Origin of the sequence: Sphingomonas flavescens (assembly GCF_030866745.1) — a bacterium.
Lineage (GTDB): Bacteria > Pseudomonadota > Alphaproteobacteria > Sphingomonadales > Sphingomonadaceae > Sphingomicrobium > Sphingomicrobium flavescens.
Genome location: NZ_CP133016.1, coordinates 1840771 through 1859385 on the forward strand (window position 1 = coordinate 1840771; position 18615 = coordinate 1859385).

The 18615-nt window shown below is 65.1% G+C and carries 16 protein-coding genes; 6 read left to right on the forward strand and 10 right to left on the reverse strand.

What is annotated here, in order from left to right:
• Positions 1–2: 2 nt before the first annotated feature.
• Positions 3–476, reverse strand: coding sequence for an EF-hand domain-containing protein (locus QU596_RS09485; RefSeq protein ID WP_308517972.1), 474 nt, complete (start codon positions 474–476; stop codon positions 3–5).
• A 77-nt stretch (positions 477–553) separates the two neighbouring features.
• On the opposite strand from QU596_RS09485, the gene cysD reads away from it, so the two are divergent.
• The 3 genes from cysD to QU596_RS09500 all read left to right on the forward strand — a co-directional run bounded on the left by cysD (position 554) and on the right by QU596_RS09500 (position 4321).
• The gene (gene cysD / locus QU596_RS09490; protein ID WP_420030974.1) at positions 554–1459 is read left to right on the forward strand and encodes a sulfate adenylyltransferase subunit CysD; all 906 of its coding nucleotides are present in this window, start codon (positions 554–556) and stop codon (positions 1457–1459) included.
• Between the two features lie 99 nt (positions 1460–1558).
• On the forward strand, positions 1559–3469 hold the full coding sequence (cysN, locus tag QU596_RS09495) for a sulfate adenylyltransferase subunit CysN (protein ID WP_308515278.1): 1911 nt from the start codon (positions 1559–1561) through the stop codon (positions 3467–3469).
• Between the two features lie 66 nt (positions 3470–3535).
• On the forward strand, positions 3536–4321 hold the full coding sequence (locus QU596_RS09500) for a MipA/OmpV family protein (RefSeq protein ID WP_308515279.1): 786 nt from the start codon (positions 3536–3538) through the stop codon (positions 4319–4321).
• Between the two features lie 45 nt (positions 4322–4366).
• On the opposite strand, the gene fdxA is transcribed toward QU596_RS09500, so the two are convergent.
• Genes fdxA through QU596_RS09515 form a run of 3 tightly spaced genes read right to left on the reverse strand, consistent with a single transcriptional unit; the run spans position 4367 to position 7517 of the window.
• Positions 4367–4705, reverse strand: coding sequence for a ferredoxin FdxA (gene fdxA / locus QU596_RS09505; RefSeq protein ID WP_308515280.1), 339 nt, complete (start codon positions 4703–4705; stop codon positions 4367–4369).
• A gap of 26 nt (positions 4706–4731) precedes the next feature.
• Positions 4732–5004, reverse strand: coding sequence for an RNA-binding S4 domain-containing protein (locus QU596_RS09510; RefSeq protein WP_308515281.1), 273 nt, complete (start codon positions 5002–5004; stop codon positions 4732–4734).
• Complete coding sequence (locus QU596_RS09515; RefSeq protein WP_308515282.1) at positions 5001–7517, reverse strand: helicase-related protein; 2517 nt, start codon at positions 7515–7517, stop codon at positions 5001–5003. The genes QU596_RS09510 and QU596_RS09515 overlap by 4 nt, the downstream gene beginning before the upstream one ends.
• Before the next feature lie 93 nt (positions 7518–7610).
• Here QU596_RS09515 and QU596_RS09520 point away from each other — a divergent pair, with 93 nt between their 5' ends.
• Complete coding sequence (locus tag QU596_RS09520) at positions 7611–8657, forward strand: M23 family metallopeptidase (protein WP_308515283.1); 1047 nt, start codon at positions 7611–7613, stop codon at positions 8655–8657.
• Here QU596_RS09520 and QU596_RS09525 read toward each other — a convergent pair.
• A complete protein-coding gene (locus QU596_RS09525) occupies positions 8654–9355 on the reverse strand; it encodes an EI24 domain-containing protein (RefSeq protein ID WP_308515284.1) in 702 nt (233 codons plus the stop codon). The genes QU596_RS09520 and QU596_RS09525 overlap by 4 nt on opposite strands.
• A 145-nt stretch (positions 9356–9500) precedes the next feature.
• Between QU596_RS09525 and QU596_RS09530 the strand changes: the two genes are divergently transcribed.
• Together QU596_RS09530 and QU596_RS09535 are read left to right on the forward strand one after the other, a co-directional pair.
• Positions 9501–10430: a PEPxxWA-CTERM sorting domain-containing protein gene (locus tag QU596_RS09530; RefSeq protein WP_308515285.1), complete on the forward strand. Its 930-nt coding sequence runs from the start codon at positions 9501–9503 to the stop codon at positions 10428–10430.
• Between the two features lie 21 nt (positions 10431–10451).
• Positions 10452–12422 (forward strand): tetratricopeptide repeat protein, encoded by a 1971-nt coding sequence (locus QU596_RS09535; RefSeq protein ID WP_308515286.1) that lies wholly within the window; start codon positions 10452–10454, stop codon positions 12420–12422.
• A gap of 9 nt (positions 12423–12431) precedes the next feature.
• On the opposite strand, the gene QU596_RS09540 is transcribed toward QU596_RS09535, so the two are convergent.
• The 5 genes from QU596_RS09540 to QU596_RS09560 all read right to left on the reverse strand — a co-directional run bounded on the left by QU596_RS09540 (position 12432) and on the right by QU596_RS09560 (position 18439).
• Positions 12432–14114: an ATP-binding protein gene (locus QU596_RS09540; RefSeq protein WP_308515287.1), complete on the reverse strand. Its 1683-nt coding sequence runs from the start codon at positions 14112–14114 to the stop codon at positions 12432–12434.
• A 92-nt stretch (positions 14115–14206) separates the two neighbouring features.
• Positions 14207–14968: a TIGR02186 family protein gene (locus QU596_RS09545; RefSeq protein WP_308517973.1), complete on the reverse strand. Its 762-nt coding sequence runs from the start codon at positions 14966–14968 to the stop codon at positions 14207–14209.
• A complete protein-coding gene (locus QU596_RS09550; protein WP_308515288.1) occupies positions 14968–15879 on the reverse strand; it encodes a sulfite exporter TauE/SafE family protein in 912 nt (303 codons plus the stop codon). Before QU596_RS09550 ends, QU596_RS09545 begins: the two co-directional genes overlap by 1 nt.
• Positions 15880–15929: 50 nt before the next feature.
• Positions 15930–17072, reverse strand: a complete 1143-nt coding sequence (locus QU596_RS09555) for a hypothetical protein (protein WP_308515289.1) — start codon at positions 17070–17072, stop codon at positions 15930–15932.
• On the reverse strand, positions 17069–18439 hold the full coding sequence (locus QU596_RS09560) for a glycosyl transferase family protein (RefSeq protein ID WP_308515290.1): 1371 nt from the start codon (positions 18437–18439) through the stop codon (positions 17069–17071). The genes QU596_RS09555 and QU596_RS09560 overlap by 4 nt, the downstream gene beginning before the upstream one ends.
• Positions 18440–18615: the final 176 nt, after the last annotated feature.

The following is an 18615-nucleotide window of genomic DNA, read 5'->3' on the forward strand; positions in this document are numbered from 1 at the left end:
GGCTATCGTTGGCCCGCGACGGCGCGGGCTTCGGTGGGCGAGACGACGCCGTCGCGGTTGGTGTCGGCGCGATTGAACTTGGCGAGGTCGGGCGCGCGAAACTCGTTGGCATCGACAGTTCCGTTGCGATTGGTATCGAGCTTGGCGAGCAGCTGATCAGGGGTTTCCGCGGTATTGATATTGGGCATCGCCGCCTGGAACTCTGCAAGGCTGAGCGAGCCATTCTTGTTGGTATCGAGCTGCCGGAACTTGGCGGCGAGCTGCTGCTGGATCCGCTGGCGCGCCACGGCAAGCTCACGCTGCTGGGCGGCGGCCATTTCCTTGCGGTCGATCTTGCCGTCGCGGTTGAGGTCGACGGCGGCGAAGCGGGCGCTGTTGGCCTTCAGGAATTCGGCCCGGCTCACCGGCCGGGGTGCCGCCTGCGCAATCAGCGGAGAGGCGGCCGTCATGATCAGTGCGGCAAACGCCAGTTTCATCCTCACGCGATACTCTCCTTCGGCGGCGAATGGCCGCGAGTGACAAGTTCGCACGAAGCGGGCACATCGCGCAATCGATGAGCAGTCCCCTGTCCCATCTCGACCGGCTCGAGGCGGAAAGCATCTTCATCCTGCGCGAAACGGTCGCGGAAAGCGCGCGGCCGGTGATGCTCTACTCGATGGGCAAGGACAGCGCGGTGATGCTGCACCTGGCGCGCAAGGCGTTCTTTCCGGGGCCGCTGCCGTTCCCGCTGTTGCACGTCGATACGACGTGGAAGTTCCGCGACATGTACGTAGAGCGCGACCGTGTGGCGGCGCTGCCGGGCGTACGGCTGATCGTGCATCAGAACTTGGACGCGGTGGCGCGGGGGATCAACCCGTTCGACCACGGGCCGATGCACACCGATTTGTGGAAGACCGAGGGGCTGAAGCAGGCGCTGGATGCCGGCAAGTTCGATGCGGCGTTCGGCGGTGCTCGGCGCGACGAGGAAAAGAGCCGGGCGAAGGAGCGGGTGTTCAGCTTCCGCGACCGGAATCATCGGTGGGACCCGAAGCGCCAGCGCCCGGAGCTGTGGTCGCTGTACAATGCGCGCATCGCGGCGGGCGAAAGCATGCGGGTGTTCCCGCTCAGCAACTGGACCGAGCTCGACGTGTGGGAATATGTGATGCGCGAGGGGATCGAGGTGGTCCCGCTCTACTTCGCCGCGGCGCGCCCGACGGTGGTTCGCGACGGCCTGATCCTGATGGTGGACGATGAGCGGATGCGGCTGGCCGACGGCGAGCAGGTCGAGACGCGCACCGTGCGATTTCGGACGCTGGGCTGTTACCCGCTGTCGGGCGCAGTGGAGAGCGACGCGGCAAGTGTCGAGGACATCGTCGCCGAGATGCTGGCGAGCTCGACCAGCGAGCGGCAGGGCCGCGCCATTGATCGCGACGCGGGCAGCGGATCGATGGAGAAGAAGAAGCAGGAGGGGTATTTCTGATGCGCCTCGTCGTGCCAGCGAAGGCTGGCATCCATGTCGCGAAGATTATTGCACGCGAGCCGACCTGGACCCCAGCCTTCGCTGGGGTGACGGTCTAAAATGACCGCGCCTGCCGACGTCCGTGCCTGGCTGGCCGAACAGGAGCGGAAGGAGCGGCTGCGCTTCCTCACCTGCGGCAGCGTCGATGACGGCAAGTCCACGCTGATCGGGCGGCTGCTGTACGAGACGCGGCAGATCTTCGACGACCAGCTGGCGGCGCTGGAGGCGGACAGCAAGCGGCACGGGACGCAGGGCGAAGCCGTCGATCTGGCGCTGCTCGTCGACGGGCTGGCGGCGGAACGCGAGCAGGGCATCACCATCGACGTCGCCTATCGCTATTTCGCGAGCGAGCGGCGCAAGTTCATCGTCGCCGATACGCCGGGCCACGAGCAATATACGCGCAATATGGTCACCGGCGCGTCGACCGCCGACCTGGCAGTAGTGCTGGTCGATGCGCGCAAAGGCGTGCTGACCCAGACGCGGCGGCATTCGTACCTCGCGCGCCTGCTTGGCATCCGGCGGACCGTGCTGGCGGTGAACAAGATGGACCTGGTCGATTTCGACCAGGCGGCGTTCGCGGCGATCACTGCCGACTATCGCGCCTTTGCCGAGCAGGTCGGTATCGAGGGGTGGACGGCGATCCCGCTGTCGGGATTGACCGGCGACAATGTCGTGCAGCGCGGAACGGCGATGCCGTGGTTCGACGGGCCGAGCCTGCTCGAGCATCTCGATACCATCCCGCTCGATGCTGATGCGGATGCCGACAAGCCGCTGCGCATGCCGGTGCAGCGGGTGAGCCGGCCCAGTCACGAGTTCCGCGGTTTTACCGGCCAGATTGCCTCAGGCGTTGTGACGCGGTCGCAAGATATTCGCGTGCTGCCGTCAGGCAGGACGACGCGGATCGAGCGGATCGTCACCGCCGACGGCGACTTGGAGCGCGCCGTTGCCGGTCAGTCGGTGACGCTGACCTTCACGCACGAAGTGGACTGCTCGCGCGGCGACGTGATCGCGGCAGCGGATGCGCCGCCCGAAGTGGCCGACCAGTTCGAAGCAACAATCGTCTGGATGGACGAGCAAGAATTGCTGCCCGGGCGTGGTTACTGGCTGAAGCTCGGTACCCAGCTGGTGACCGCGACGGTTCAGGCGCCCAAGTACGAGATCAACGTCAACACGCTGGAGCATCTGGCGGCGCAGACGCTGGAGCTGAATGCCATCGGCGTCGCGACCATCGCTACCGATCGCGAACTGGTGTTCGAGCCTTATGCGGTGGATGGGGGATCGCCTAACCGCGTGTCCCCTAATCGTGTTTTGGGCGGCTTCATCCTGATCGACAAGCTGACCAATGCGACGGTGGCCGCTGGAATGCTGCACTTCGCGCTGCGGCGGGCGCTCAACATCCACCGCCAGCCGCTGGAAGTCAGCCGGGAGACGCATGCGGCGCTGCTGGGCCAGAAACCGGCGGTGCTGTGGTTCACGGGACTGTCTGGGTCGGGCAAGTCGACCATTGCCAATATGGTCGAAAAGAAGTTGGCGGCGCGTGGGCGCCATACCTTCCTGCTGGACGGCGACAATGTGCGTCATGGCCTCAACCGTGACCTTGGCTTCACCGAGGCTGACCGCATCGAGAACGTCCGCCGCGTGGGCGAGGTGGCGCGGCTGATGGCCGACGCGGGCCTGATCGTGCTGACCGCGTTCATATCGCCCTTCCGGGCCGAGCGTGAGCTGGTCCGGCGGATGCTGCCGGAAGGCGAGTTCTTCGAGATCTTCGTCGACACGCCGCTGGCGGAAGCGGAGCGCCGGGACGTCAAGGGTCTCTACGCCAAGGCGAGGAGCGGTGAGCTCAAGAATTTCACGGGGATCGACAGTCCGTACGAGCGGCCCGAGCAGCCCGACATCCGGATCGACACCACCATGACTAGCGTCGAAGAAGCGGCCGAAATGATCGTGGAGCGGTTGCTGTTGCGGCACTGACGCCACAGTGCGCACACGATCGCAACGGATGTGCAACTAAATGCAATCGCGGCTGTTTGGGGCCAGATGAAAAATCTTCTGATCGGCTTGGCCGCGCTTCTGCCAGCCTGGGGCGCAGCCGACGCTCAGGAAAATCGGGACATTCGGGTGCGGGTCGGGATCGGTCCGCAGATCGAGCCGAAATACATCGGCGCCGACAGTTACAAGATTGCCCCGCTTTTCCATTTCAAGATCGCGCACGGCGACAAGCAGTTTGGCTTTAGCGCGCCTGACGACGGGCCGAGCCTTGGGATTGTATCGTCGGACGGCTTCAAGCTGGGTGTCACCGGGAAAATCCAGGGCAAGCGCAAGGCGTCCGACGTCGGCGCTGCCGTGGGCGACGTGAAGACGACCTATGAACTCGGCGGCTTCGCGCAGTACGAATGGCAGGATAGCCTGCGTGTTCGCGCCAAGCTGCTCAAAGGCCTGAATGGCCATGACGGTGTGGTCGGCGAGGTCAGCGCCGACAAGATCTGGCGCGACGGCGACCGATATGTGTTTTCGGTTGGGCCGCGGGTGATGTTTTCGGACGCGAAGTTTCAGCGCGCTTATTTTGGCGTCACGCCCGCCGTGGCCTCGGTCACCGGATTACCGGCCTACCGCCCCGGGAGTGGCATCTACGCCGCTGCCGCGGCTGCCGGTGCGACCTATGCGCTCAGCAACAATTGGGGGCTATTCGGCTACGCGCGATACGAACGGCTGGTCGGCGATGCCGCCAAGTCGCCGATCGTGCGGCAGTTCGGATCGCGCAACCAGCTGTCGGCCGGCGGCGGGGTGAACTACACCTTCACGATCCACCGGTCGCCCAAATAGGCGGCCAGCAGCCGCGGCTCAGTCGTATTCGCCCGGCGCCGTAGTTTAGTCGCCCTCGCCCGGCTCCGGGCTGAAGTATTTGTCGTACTTGCCTTCTTCGCCCTTGTGCTCGTCGGCGTCGGCGGGGCTGTCCTTCTTGCGCGTGATGTTCGGCCAGCTGGACGAGAAATTGGCGTTGACCTCGAGCCACTTTTCGAGCCCGCTTTCGGTGTCCGGCAGGATGGCCTCGGCCGGACATTCCGGCTCGCACACGCCGCAGTCGATGCACTCGTTGGGGTTGATGACGAGCATGTTCTCGCCCTCGTAGAAGCAGTCGACCGGACAGACCTCGACGCAGTCCATGTACTTACAGCGGATGCAGGCGTCGGTAACGACGTAGGTCATGTGTTCAGGCTCCCTTTGCCGCTTCGCTAGGTCGCGGGTTTCGGCTCGTCAACGCCCAGTTCCTCGTAGTGGGTGCGAGCTTCGGTCGCGGGCCCGCGGCGGTCCGGCAAGCTGAGCACGCGCAGGATACGAATGCGGTCGTGAAGCGGAAAGGCGATGACGCTGCCGACGCGAACTTCCTCAGCGGTCTTGGTGATCCGCTTGCCGTCGATGCGGACATGGCCCTCTTCGACCAGCGACTGGGCGAGAGTGCGGCTCTTGAGCAGACGGATGCAGTGCAGGAAGCGGTCGATCCTCACTTCTTGAGCTTTGCCAGTTCGGCGAACGCGTTGGTCCCGGGGCGCCAGGCGTCGGGACGCGATCCGCGCCGGCCGTGCCACTTCCACGCATCGCCAGCACGGGCAAAGCCGATGTCATTCATCAGCCGCGACAGAGCTTCGTCGTCGAGGCCGACGGATATCGCGAGATCGCGGTCGACAGGATCGTTGCCGCCGGCGGAGCGAACCTTGCGGGCATGGCTGGCGAGGCGGTCGGCGAGGTCGATGCGCAGCCAGGTCTTGCCGAGGCGGCGGTAGGCTAGCGCCGCGCCGCGCGGGTCCGCGTCCGCCGTGAGCGTCGCTGCGCCGGGGGCGGGTAGCGTCGGCATCGGCTGGCCCTGCTTCACGGCGAGAAGCGCGGCACGCCAATATTGCGCGGCGGGCTTCAGCAGCAGCGGCAGGAACACGTCCAGAGGGCCGAGGCGGACCCTCAGACGGTGTACGGCTTGGCGATCGGCTTGTTCGAGATGGGCGATGGCACTGAGCGCAGTCTTTCGCGGAAGGTGACCGCCTGCGTCGGCCAGCATGGCGGCGAGCGCACGGACCGAGGACGGCGTCGCCGGATCGCCAGCGGCAGCGGCCAGCTGCTTTAGCGAGCCGAGGTGCCGACCAATCTGTGTTTCGAGCCACGCTTCAAGGCGTTGCCGAAGCGCTGCGCGTGCCGGAGCGGATAGGCGGTCGAGGGCGCGCGCGGTGCGGAGGGCGGGTTCGAGGAGCGAGCGGCCGGGCGCCAGGCGGGCGAGGACATGACCTTCCCAGCAGACGGCCAGGCCGCCGGTATCCTCGATGATCAGCTGGAATGTTTCATCCTTCGCCTCGACCAGCGCCTTGGCGCGGCGGTCGAGCTCGTCGCCTAGGCGGCGCTCGGCGGCGGCGAGGAGCAGGCGCTTGTCGGCGAGCTTGGCGGAGGGGTCGACGCGGAAGTCGAACCCGGTGAGATGGCCGATGGGCTCGGGGCCCACGCTGACCTCGCCATCGGCGGCGACGGTCACCGGCAGCGCGTCGGCGCCGCGGGCGCCGATGTCGCGGACGAGGACGGAGGTGCGGCGATCGACGAAGCGCTGGGTGAGCCGCTCGTGCAGCGCGTCACTCAGCCGCGCCTCGACCTCGCGGGTGCGGTCGGCCCATTTGACCGGCTCCTTCAGCCAGTCGGCGCGGTGCGCGATGTAGGCCCAGCTGCGGATGCCGGCGAGGCGGTCAGCGAGGGCCTCGATATCGCCGCTCATGTTATCGAGCCGGGCAACCTCCGCGGCGAACCATTCGTGAGGGACGTGGCCGCCTTCGCCAATGTAGCTGAACAGGCGGCGGACCATGCGCGCGTGGTGCATCGGCCCGACCTTGCGGAAGTCGGGCAGGCCGCAGACGGCCCACAGGCGACGGGCGTGAATGCCGCGCCGGGCGGCGATGGCGGGGTCTTCGGCGACTAGTTTCAGCACCGAGAGGTCGATCGCTTCGGGCGCTGAGCGCAAAATCGGGTCGTCGCTCTTCTGTTCGAGACTTTTGATCAGCGCGCGGACGTCGGTGAAGTCGAGGTTTGCGTTGCGCCAGTAGAGGCTGTCGAGGGGCCGGAAGCGATGGTCTTCGATCGCGTTGACCTCTTCCTCGGAAAAGCCGCCGCTCTCTTCGGTCAGGCCAAGCGTGCCGAAGGTGCCGTCCTTCTGGTGGCGCCCGGCGCGACCGGCGATCTGCGCCATTTCGGGGATCGTCAGGCGGCGGTCGCGGCGCCCGTCAAACTTCTCCAGGCCGGCAAAGGCGACGTGCGTGACGTCCATGTTGAGGCCCATGCCGATGGCATCGGTAGCGACCAGATAATCGACCTCGCCGCGCTGGAACATGGCAACCTGGGCGTTGCGCGTGGCGGGCGAAAGCGCGCCCATGACCACTGCGGCGCCGCCCTTGAAGCGGCGGAGCATCTCGGCAAGCGCGTACACCTGCTCGGCGGAGAAGGCGACGACGGCTGAGCGCGGCGGCAGGCGCGAGAGCTTGACGCTGCCGGCGTAACGGAGGGTGGAAAAGCGCGGGCGGCTGACGATCTCGGCCTCGGGCAGCAGCTCGCGGATGATCGGCCGCAGCGTGTCCGAGCCGAGGATGAGCGTCTCCTCGCGGCCGCGGGCGCGGAGCAGGCGGTCGGTGAAGACGTGCCCGCGTTCCGGGTCGATGCCGAGTTGCGCCTCATCGATCGCCGCGAAGGCGAAGTCGCGATTTTGCTCGCCCTCGTGATGGCTGGCGCCGCCGGGGACGGGCATGCTCTCGGCGGTGCACAGGAAATAGCGGGCCGTGGGCGGAACGATGCGTTCCTCGCCAGTCAGCAGTGCGACCTGCTTTTCGCCCTTTAGGGCGACGACGCGGTCGTAGACTTCACGCGCTAGGAGACGCAGCGGGAAGCCGATGACGCCCGAGGAGTGAGCGCACATGCGTTCGATCGCGAGGTACGTCTTCCCCGTGTTGGTCGGCCCGAGGATCGCCCGGACCGTAGCGTCTGAACGCGGCGCCATCATGTTCGAATGTGGCAGCGCGGGAAGGAAGCGCAAGGTTCCTTCGACGAGTGGATTAGGTCCGTCTTAACCTCGATTTGGCATCAGAGAGGGGTGCTGACGTCACGCAACCTGTTCGGCTGGAAAAGCGCCGGCTTGGCCGCCCTGCTGTGCAGCGGCGTCGCTTGGGCCTCGCTTCCGCGCCCCGCGGTGGGGGCGGCGACCGACGATCAACGGCAGTGGCATGCGCTTGGCGTCGCATCGATGTCCGGCGGCAGCGCGACAGGAATGCCGATGGCGCCGACGGCTGCGGTCGAAACGGTGGATTTCGTGCCCAAGCGGGCGGTGAAATTTGCCGAACCGGCGGTTGCGCCGAAGCGGGCGGTGATTGCCGCAAGCCCGCTGCGCATTCGCGGCCGGGCCGGCGACGGGCTCTATTGGGCATTGCGCGCGGCGGGCGCTTCACCGGAGGTGGCGGCGCAGTATCTGACGGCGCTCGCGACGCAGATCGACGTCGGTGAGATCGGGGCCGGTGATGGGTTCGACCTGGTGCTCAACGCGGACCGCCAGTTGCTTTATGCCGGACTGAACCGGCTCGGTGGGTCGTCGCTGCAACTGGTGCGGTGGACGGCCAACGGCCGCAGCGAATGGATCGACGCGGCGAACGCGGAACGGCCCGCGCCGGTGCAGAGCGGCCTGGTGATGCCGGCGAACGGCCCGATCACGTCCTACTTCGGCTATCGCTATCACCCGATCCTGCATTTTACGCGATTCCACGCGGGCGTGGATATCGGTGCGAGTTGGGGCAGCCCGATTGTCGCCGCCGCAGATGGACAAGTTGCCGCAGCCGGCTGGGCCGGCGGCTACGGTCGACAGGTCCAGATCGCGCACGGCGGCGGCATCGTCAGCACTTACAGCCACATGAGCGACATCGTCGCGCAGCCGGGCAGCTACGTTCGTCGCGGGCAGGTGATCGGCTATGTCGGATCGTCGGGGCTATCGACCGGGCCGCACCTCCATTTCGAAGTCAAGCAGAGCGGTCAGCCGGTCAATCCGCTCGGCGTCCGGCTGGTCAGCGCGCCGGTCGTCGACACGCGCCTTGCCGAAGCATTAAAGGCGCGGCTCAAGGCCTTACTGACGGTCGGGATCAAACGGGCCTAGACGCGAGCCGGCCAGAACGACCGGTTGAACAGGTGAATGCCGGCGGCGACGCCGAGCACGGGCGCCACCAGGTTCACGAACGGGATCAGGAACAGCACGCTGACCAGCACGCCGAGCAGATGCTGCTCGCCGCGCTTTGCGCGCAGCCAGGTCCGGCGGGATACGCGGTCGCCGTGACGCGCCGCGGCCAGCTCGCCGATGTCGCGGCCGAACGCAAAGCCGTTGACGATCACAAACAGAATGAATGGCCCGACGCCGGTGATCAGCAGCAGGATGTAAAAGGGTGCGGCAATCAGATTGAACAGGAACAGCCGGCCGGCGGAACGAAGACCCATCCCCAGTCCGGCCAAGATGCCGATTGGGTGGGCAGCCCGGGCCGCTTCCGGATAATGCAGTTCCTCAATGGTCCGGCCGATCTTGTCGGCGAAAGTCATGATTACTGCCAGCGCGACTGCGGGGAAGAGGAACCAGCCGGCTAAGAGGGTCAGGAGGAGCGCGCCGATGCCGCCGCTGCCGGCATCCAGCGGGCAGCTGTCGAGCCCGATTGCGGCGCAAGGGTCGGCTCCGTTCAACAGCCAGACCAGCACCGCCGCGAGCAGCGCGAAGATCGCCAGCGTGATGAGAAGCGCCTGGAACATGATCGCCATGACGCGGCGATTGCCGAGGTCGGCTAAAGCGAGGCTTAGAGCGCGCAACATGGTTGGGGAGGTGCCAGAACTTCCACCGCAGTGCCAGCCACGGGCGGTGGGTAGAAAATGCCAATCGCGTTGCCGAGCCGAAAAAGCTTTGCCGCCAACTATTTGCTGATTATGGTTAACTTAAATTTACTCGGGGGCGAGTCTTATGCGTAAATTTGCTTGGCGTGCGTTAGCGTGTGCAATCCTCACGGCGGGGATCTGGGCTCAGCCCGCAATTGCGGGTCGCACCGTGATCGATGGCGGCGCGAATTGGATGCTTTCCGGCTACTGCAGTCCCAAGACCGATGGGAGTTGCACGCCCTACACGTTCGCGACGCCGCTCAGCATCGGCGGGACATCGTACAGCCAATTCTATGTCAACAGTAACGGCACGGTCTCGCTAGGATCGATCCAGTCTTTCCTGACGCCGCAGGTGAATGGCGATACCTCGACGGTTCAGACGCAACTTTCCGCCTACGCGCCTACGCCGGTCTTCAGCGCGCGTTTCGTGGACGGGCCGGGCGTCGAAGATTTTTTTGGCGGCGGTGGATACGACGGGACCTACGTCGCCGATACGTCGATCAATTCGAACGGCTTCACGGTGTCTTTTTACGGATGCACCAACCCGCTGAATTGTGGACAGCGTAGCATCGATCTTGTCCAGAACGCCACGTTCAGTCAGCAGTCCTACGACAATTTCGGTTTATCGAAGACGATCGTCGACGCCTCGACGTTGAGCGACCCCAACGCCACGCTTCAGCAGAGGTTCGACTCGGGCAAGGCCAACCTCCTGGCGGGTTATTCGACCTCGCTGCGCGTTTACACGATCACGCTGATCGAACTGCTTGACGGGTTCCAGGTCAACTATTCTTACAATGCCGCAGCTCAGCTGGTCTCGGGCACGTACGGATTCAACTTGCCGAATGCTCAGGTCCAGGAGACGGGGCCGCTGCAAAATCGATCGTACCTGTTCGACAGCCGCGGGTCGTTGATTGGCGCGGTTCCGGAGCCGGCGACGTGGTTGACGATGCTGCTCGGCTTCGCCGGAATTGGAATAGCGGTGCGCCGGCGACGCGCGAAGTCCGTTCCCGCCTGATTGCCGACACGGCGAGAGCTGATGCGGTACTCCGCGTTTATCAGCTACAATCACAAGGATCGCCGATGGGCTGCGTGGCTCCATCGCGAATTGGAGCGCTACCGCCTACCGAAAGCGATGGTCGGCCGGCCGACGTCCTGGGGGACGCTCGAGCGCCGACTGCCGCCCGTCTTCCAGGATCGCGAAGAACTGGCGGCCTCGGCCAACCTAGCCGATTCGGTTCGACAGGCCTTGGAAGAGTCGGCCAGCCTGATCGTCATCTGCTCGCGCAATGGCGCAGCTTCGCGCTGGGTTAACGAAGAGGTTCGAACCTTTGCCGCGCTCGGGCGAGCGGGGAGCATCCAATGTTTGCTGGTGCCGGAGGCCGACGGCTCGGCCGTTCCCGGCGAAAGCTTTTTTCCGCCTGCGCTTTTGGAGCTCGGCGGGGAGCCACTTGCGGCGGACGCGCGCAAGTCCGGGGACGGCCGACGCAACGCATTTCTCAAGCTCGTCGCCGGGGTCGTCGGCGCGCGCTACGACGATCTACGGCAGCGAGAGCAGCACAGGCGCCAACGGCGGTTGCTTGCGCTGGCGGCCGCAGCCACCGTCGGGTTCGTCATCATGACCGGCCTTGCCGGCTTCGCTCTCGTATCGCGCGCGCAAGCTGTCCGAGAGCGCGACATCGCTCGGCAGAAGACCATGACCGCCGAGCGCACGACGGACTTCGTGAAGGGGCTCTTCGCGGTCGCGGATCCACAGGAGGCGCAGGGCGATAAGGTGACGGTGGTCGAAGCGCTGGACAAGGGCGCGCGGCAGCTGGACGGCGCACTCTCCAATGAGCCTGACGTGAAGGCGGAACTCATCAGCACGCTTAGCGACGTCTACATGGGGCTCGGCTCATTCCGCCGAGCGGACGAACTGATCAGGCGATCTTTTGCATTGCCGGTGGCCCGTGGCGAAACGCGCGTTCGCCAGTTGGCCACCTTTGCGACATCGCGATCGCAACAAGGTGAATATGAGCAGGCGCAGCAACTTTTCGGCAAAGCACTGGCCGGGATTGGCGACCCGGCCCAATTGGTCGACACCGGACTCTATTCGCGCATTCTCATCGGACGGGCCGAGGCCCTTTCGAAGCTAGACCGCTTCGATGATGCGCGACCGCTCATCAACAAAGCGTTGGCTTGGGATCGCTCGCACGACGGACCGAAGGCGCCGTCGGTCGCCCGCGACCTGGAAGCGAGCGCCTGGACCAATCAAATGGCTGGCGAACTGGCAACCTCGACGCGGGAGTATGAAGAAGCGCTGAGGATTCGGGCGGCGGTACAGGGCCAACTTCATCCCAAGGTCTCCGAAGACCTCAATCAACTCGGGGCCAACGCCTATCTGGACAACAAACCCGACGCCGCAGTGCGTTACTGGCGACAGAATTTGGCGCTCGATGAAAGAGTGCTCGGACCCAACCATCCGGATCTGGCGTCGACGCTGAACAATCTTGCGCGGGTGATGATCGAGCAGCGCCGCTTAAGGGAAGCGATCCCCCTGCTGACCCGGAGCATGAATATTTATCTCGCGCAGCGCGAGGACACGCACGACGACCTCGCCTTTATTTTTGCGAATCTGGCGCTGGCGAAACGAGGCATCGGGCAAGACGTCGAAGCCGAGGCGCTGTTTCGCCGCGGGCTGACGGCAGCCGAAGTCCATCAGAACCGCCTGATGGCACCTATCCTCACGGACTTGGCGGATCTGCTGTGCACGCACCGACGGTTCGGCGAAGCCGAGCAGATGCTGGCACGCGCTGCGCCCATCATGGCAAAGACCTATCCCGATGATGCCTGGCGCACCGCATGGGTCGATAATAGCCGCGGAGCCTGTCTTGTGGCGCAGGGCAAGCGATCCGGCATTCAACTGGTGCGTGCCAGTGCGCCCATTGTCCTCAAGCGCTGGCGTGCAGGCACCATGTACGGCGCGCAAGTCCAGCAGCGATTACGCACGGCTTCTATTCTTGGCGGCTGACTAAAACTCCTAGCGGCCGTGACCGCGCCACCGCTTGATGGTGCGGTTGATGATGCCTTCTTCGTCGCCGGTTTCGCGCCATAGGCGGGCGAAGCTGGGGTCGGATGAGGCGGGGCGCTTCTCGGGCTCGAGGTCGTCGAAGCGGACGCGGATCGGGATAGCCACGCCTTCGCCGCAGACGATGCATTCGCGATTGCGAAGCGCGGGAATTGCGTCGAGGAAACCGCGCGCACCTTCCGGCATGGCGGCACGGACGCACGCCTGGTCGCGGTCGTTGTTTAACCGCATGGAGACGATCGTGCCGCACTGCGACAGCACGCCTTCGGCAAGGTCGGACGGACGCTGCGTAATCAGGCCGAGCGAGACGCCATACTTACGGCCTTCCTTGGCGATACGCTCGAGGATCTTGCGGACGGCCTGGGCGCCGCTGTTCTCGTCCTTGGGCACGTAGCGGTGGGCTTCTTCGCAGACGAGCAGCAGCGGACGCTGTGCCTCGGTGCGCGACCAGATGGCGTAGTCGAACACCATGCGGGCGAGCACCGAGACGACTACGCTGGTGACTTCGGACGGGACGCCGGACACATCGACGATCGAGATCGGACGGCCGAGGCTCGGCAGGCGGAACAGCTTGGCGAGGAAGCTGCCCATCGAGTCCGAGACGAGCATGCCGGAGAACATGAAGGTGTAGCGCGGATCGGCGCGAAGCTCGTCGAGCTTGGTCTTGATGCGCTGGAACGGCAACGTGTCGCCGGCGCGGTCGAGCTTGCCCATTTCGTTGACGATGATCGCGTTGAGATCGGTCAGCAGGTACGGGATCGGGCTGTCGACGGTGACCTTGCCGTACTGGCTCATGTCCTTGCCCTTGGTACGGGCGGCGAGCAGGCACTTGCCGAGGATGTCGGCGTCGCGCTGACGCTCGGCACCGTCGGTGGTCAGGAACACTTCGCAATGTTCCTCGAAGTTCATCAGCCAATAGGGAAGCTGGAGGTTGTCGACGTTGAACAGCTCGCCGCAGCCCTTGAAGGCGGCAGAATATTCGCCGTGCGGGTCGATCATCACGATGTGACCTTCGGGGCTGAGCTGCGAGATGCGGTGCAGGATGAGCGCGACCGAGGTCGACTTACCGGTGCCGGTCGAGCCGAGGACCGCAAAGTGCTTCGACAGCATCGGATCGACGTAAAGCGCGCCGCGGATGTCGTCGGTCGGATAGACAGTACCGATCTCGATGTGCGGCTCATCCGTGGCAGCGAAGATCGAGCGCATGTCCTGGGTGCTGACGGGCATCACTTCGGCGCCCGGGATCGGGTAGCGCGTCACGCCACGACGGAAGTTGGACATGCCGCCATCCGAATCGCGCGAGCCTTCGCCGAGGAAGTCGATGTAGGCAATGAGCTCGCCGGGATTGCCGGCGCGAAGGGTACGAACGTTGGCGATCAGCCAGCTGTTGCCGACGACGGTTTTCACCTGGCTGCCGACCTGGCCGGACATCGCGACCGAAGGATCCTTGTGTGACTGAAGGGCCGCGACGGTCGCGGCATCGAGCACGATCTGCGAGCCCGAACCCGCGATCTCGACGACCTTGCCGATTGCCGTCAGGTTCTGCGCAGGCGCCTTGGGCTGCGCCGAGGGCGTTTCCTCCTGGAAACTACTTACCTCGTTCAGGAACTCCCGCAGGTTCGGCTGCTCGTTCATGTTTTCCATTTTTCGCCCAAAAACTCCCTGTGCGGGCACGGGCATAACCGGGAGCGGTTAAGATTAACTTGAGGATATTGCCGGCGAGCGCGTCAAAAGCGGCGGCGGAACGCAGCTGCGGCAGCCCAGCCTAGTCCGAGCGACAAGGCGACGCAGGTCAGGCCGTAGGCGACGCGCTGACGGCGGGCGGCGACGGCAACGAAGCGCTCGAACCCCGACTTGTCGATCTGAATGTCCCGAGTTGCGGCCGCGATCACCTTGCCGCGATCGATGAGGAAGGTCTCCGCCGTGTAGGCGCCCACGGGCACCTGGCTGGGGATGGTGATGGTCGCGCGGTACAGGACGCCGCCGGTAATCTCCACGCCATGGTCGTTTTCCGCGTACAGTCCCTGCCGCCCACGGAGGTCAAGGAGGCCTGCCTCGAAGCGGCGCTCCTTTTCGGGGAGCGCGCCGCCACCGGGCGAGAGTTGGAGGTTCTGGACACCGAGCTCGTAGATCGCTGCGGTCCGGCTATCGAGCAGGTCATTGATGGGGCGCGTCGACGCGACGGCGTAGAATGACGGCGCCGAACGGAAGCGGTTGGAATCGGCGTTCATCCAGATCCCGGCGATCTTCTGCTTTTCGCGAACCAGGATGGGCTGGACGGGACCGCGCAGGACCACCGCGATGTCGAGTTGGCGGTCGGGCGGACGCCCGCCCGGGTAGACGACCGCGCCGAACAGCAGCAGCTGGGCGCCGTTGAAGCTGTAACGGATCTGCACCTGACGCGCGGAAATGTCAGGCACCAGGACGGGCTTGTCGGCGGCGATCAGCAGCGGCGCGAGCAGGGCCAGCAGAAGGGGCGCGCGGCGGATCACAAATACTCGATCGAGAAGATTTCCTCGGGCCGCCAGGCGAGGCCAAGCGCCATGCGCAGGGCGACGAGGAGGATGATCACGGCGAGCGCAAGCCTCAGGTAATCCGGTTTGATGCGAAGCGTCAGGAGTGCGCCATATTGTGCGCCGATGACGCCGCCGGCGAGGAGCAGGGCAGCAAGCACGACGTCCACGGCGCGCGTGGTGACGGCGTGGACCATTGTCGTCGCGGCGCTGACGGCAAGGATCATGACCAAGCTGGTGCCGATGACGACACGCGCCGGCATGCCGAGGATGTAGATCATCGCCGGGACCAGCACGAACCCGCCGCCGATGCCGAGGAAAACGGTCAGCACGCCGGCAAGCGCGCCGAGCGCAAAGGGGGCGACCGGCGAGATGTAGATACCCGAGCTGTTGAACCGCCAGCGATAGGGCAATGATGCCACCCAGCGGTTGTGACGCGGCCGCGGTGTGTCGGCGGCCTTGGCGGGAACGTAGCCGAGCGTCCGGAGGCTATCCAGCAGCATGACCGAGCCGATCCAGCCAAGGATCAGCACGTACATGAAGCCGATCACCACATCGATCTGGCCGCTCGACTGCAGCAGTCGGAACAGCACGGCGCCGACAACCGAACCGAGCAGGCCGCCGGCGATCATGACGCCCGCCATCTTCAAATCGACACCGCCACGACGCATGTGGACCATCGCGCCGGATACGCTGGCGCCCGTGATCTGCGTTGTGGCGGACGCGACCGCGACCGTAGGCGGAATGCCGTAGAAGATGAGGATCGGCGTGGTGAGAAAGCCGCCGCCTACCCCGAACATGCCCGACAATAGGCCGACCCCGAAGCCGAGCACGACGATCAGCAGTGCGTTGACGGACTGACCGGCGATCGGGAGGTAGATGTCCATCGGCGCCGTTACCTAACCGGAAAGGCCGACGGCTTCCAACCCGCGAGCGCCTAGAAATCCCCTGCCAGCGTGAGCACGGGGCCCGACCCCGGCCGGGCATTGCCGGCCAGCTTTTGCCGCCAGTCGACGTGAACCTTGAGGTTGTTGCGTACCCGCATGGTGATCCGGGGCCCGGCATCCACGCGGTAAAGACCGGGCTGAGCCCCACCCCACACCCCGAAGCCGGCGGAAAACTGGCGATAGACAGGCCGGCTGACCGTGACTGCGCCATCCACGAACAAGTCACGGGTCTTGAGGCCGACGACGCCGCCCTCGAGATAGCCGTCTAGCGCGAAGTCCCACGGCAGCGGCTGCTGATAAAAGCCGCCTTCCATGAACAAGGCAAAATCGCTGCGGCCCCCGCCATATTTGCCGACCGCCTGACGCCGCTCGGCGGTGATCCAGACGGGGACGCTGACCAACGGTCTTACGCGGATGCCCAGTGCCGCCTCGCCACCGCGTCGGCCGACCTCGCTGCTGAAGCGCGCGGCGACGCCAATCCGGCGATCAATGTTGTAGATTAGGCGAACGCCGCCTTGGCTGGCGCCGAGCTGTCCGCCGCTGGCGAGCGAACGCGATCCGGCGGTTCCTGTCTGCTGATTACGCAGCAGCGCCCAGGAGGAGAGTTGAAGACGGTCGAGTTTGTGCGGGTCGATGGGCGGGACTGGCGCGGCGGGCATGCTTTGCGGTGTGGACACGAAGGTGCTAGGCAACGACATGGCTGCGAGGCGGGTAGCCGGCCAGCCGTCGACTTCCGGTAGTTGGGCATAGCCTTCGACGCCCGCGCTGCGCGCGTCATAGTAACGCGCCGGGCGCCCAGGCCGCGCCGGCATTGCGGCCGGCAATTGGTAGACTGGCACAACGCCGCGCGTCATTGCCACGGGCACACCGACCATTCCCTGTACGTATCGAATTGCCGGCGCCGCTGCGGCCATTGCGGCTTCCACCGGCGCCGGTTGGGGTTCCACCGCGATCGGCCGGGCTGGAGCGATAGGCTCGATCTCAGCAAACTGGGTTGGTGTGATCTCGGCGGCCTTGGCCTCGGTCGGACGAAACTTGAAAAAGTCGGGATTCGGCAAATGGCCAACCGTGATCATCCGCACGCCGATCCAACCAGCGGTCGCGAGCGCGAGAAAGCGTAGGGAACGGCTCATTGCGGAAGCTCGGCGGGGAAAATGTGCCGGGTTTTGTCCCACCGCTTCGCGCCGCCGCGCAGGTGGATCGAAAGCGCTCGCGCCGCGGCGAGCATCGCGATGACGTTGCCGACGAACAACCGGGGAATGGAGAAAAAGCCTTCGACCCAGCCGTAAGCGGATTTCGTAAACCAAAAGCGCATTAGCACCCGCCAGGCGAGCAACCATGCGTTGACGGTCAGCAGCAGGGTCAGCGTCGGGTTCATGCGGGCTTGGACCGGCGCGCCGAGCGCTTCAGCGAGCCAGAGTTGCGACCAAAGGAGCGCTGCGAGATAGGCGGCGAGCAGCAGCACTGCCGCTAGCGGACCGCGGCGATCACGCATCCGCATCCATCGCTCGCCGAGGCCACCGCTCCAGCCAAGGCGATCCCAGCCGGTCAACGCAATGCCGCCTAGCCAGCGGGCCTTTTGGCGCACGGCTTCGCCAAGCGTGGCGGGGAAATGTCCGCGGCTGGAGACGACGCCGCGCTCGCCAGGCTCCGCCGGAATGCGCACGAACATGGTTTTTAGGCCGAGCGCGCCCAGCTTGAGGCCAAGTTCGTAATCCTCGGTCATGCTGCCTCGCGCGAACGGCTTGCCGTCTTGCAGTGCGGCCAAGCGGCACAAGGCGCGACGCTCGATCGCGCAGCCGACGCCGGCCAAGGGGATAGCGGCACCGACCGCTTCGCGCACAACCAGTTCCTTGATGTGCGCCTCGGCGAATTCGTCACAATAGTGGCCCGAGATCCAGCGCGATTGCGGGTCGGGCAGGGGGAGCACGGGAAGCTGGACGACCGCAGCGCGGTCGATCAGCCCGTCGAAGATCCGCAGCTCGTAACGATGAACGACGTCCTCGGCATCGTGAAGGACAACGGCTTTCGCTTCGCAGTCATGCGCAAGTTCGTAGGATTGCAGCGCATCGTAGAGATGATTGAGGCAATCGGCCTTGGTCGTCGGGCCGTTCGCGGCAACTTCGACCGCCTCGACACGCTTGTCGACAACGCTCGCGATGGCGGCGGCGGTGGCGGGATCGTTGCGGTAATAGCCGACGAAGATGCGGTAATTGTCATAGTCGATGCGCTTCAGCATCGCCTTCAGCATCGGCGCGATAACCGGCGCCTCGTCCCAGGCGGGAACGAAGACCGCGAGCAAGCCCGGATCCTTGTTGAACACGAAATAGCTGGCGTAGGCCCGCTGGTGCCGGCTGTAGACGCCGATCGCCCGCCACAGCCGGCGAGCGAAGAAGATCAGGTCGACAGCAAGATCGTTGAGCGCGAAGACCAGGAAGCCGACGCCAGCGAACAGCGCCAGCTCCGCCGCGAGGCGGGGCAGAATATCAGCGATGGTCACTGCTCAATCAGGCAGTAAACAATGCGCCGGGAACGACTGTTCTGGGATATACTCGGACCATGACGCCCCCTGTTGGCGAATCGTGATAACCGAGCGTCCAAGGGGATGGCATAATCGGATTTAAACGACAAGTTCGGTTGGTTAAGGCGTCGTTTTGGATGATTACTGTTCAACGA

Coding starts and splice junctions, on each gene's coding strand:
- QU596_RS09525 (WP_308515284.1), bottom strand. CDS start 9,355: ATGTTGCGCGCTCTAAGCCTCGCTTTAGCCGACCTCGGCAATCGCCGC.
- QU596_RS09555 (WP_308515289.1), bottom strand. CDS start 17,072: ATGAGCCGTTCCCTACGCTTTCTCGCGCTCGCGACCGCTGGTTGGATC.
- cysN (WP_308515278.1), top strand. CDS start 1,559: ATGACCGCGCCTGCCGACGTCCGTGCCTGGCTGGCCGAACAGGAGCGG.
- QU596_RS09535 (WP_308515286.1), top strand. CDS start 10,452: ATGCGGTACTCCGCGTTTATCAGCTACAATCACAAGGATCGCCGATGG.
- QU596_RS09530 (WP_308515285.1), top strand. CDS start 9,501: ATGCGTAAATTTGCTTGGCGTGCGTTAGCGTGTGCAATCCTCACGGCG.
- QU596_RS09550 (WP_308515288.1), bottom strand. CDS start 15,879: ATGGACATCTACCTCCCGATCGCCGGTCAGTCCGTCAACGCACTGCTG.
- cysD (WP_420030974.1), top strand. CDS start 554: ATGAGCAGTCCCCTGTCCCATCTCGACCGGCTCGAGGCGGAAAGCATC.
- QU596_RS09485 (WP_308517972.1), bottom strand. CDS start 476: ATGAAACTGGCGTTTGCCGCACTGATCATGACGGCCGCCTCTCCGCTG.
- fdxA (WP_308515280.1), bottom strand. CDS start 4,705: ATGACCTACGTCGTTACCGACGCCTGCATCCGCTGTAAGTACATGGAC.
- QU596_RS09540 (WP_308515287.1), bottom strand. CDS start 14,114: ATGAACGAGCAGCCGAACCTGCGGGAGTTCCTGAACGAGGTAAGTAGT.
- QU596_RS09500 (WP_308515279.1), top strand. CDS start 3,536: ATGAAAAATCTTCTGATCGGCTTGGCCGCGCTTCTGCCAGCCTGGGGC.
- QU596_RS09515 (WP_308515282.1), bottom strand. CDS start 7,517: ATGGCGCCGCGTTCAGACGCTACGGTCCGGGCGATCCTCGGGCCGACC.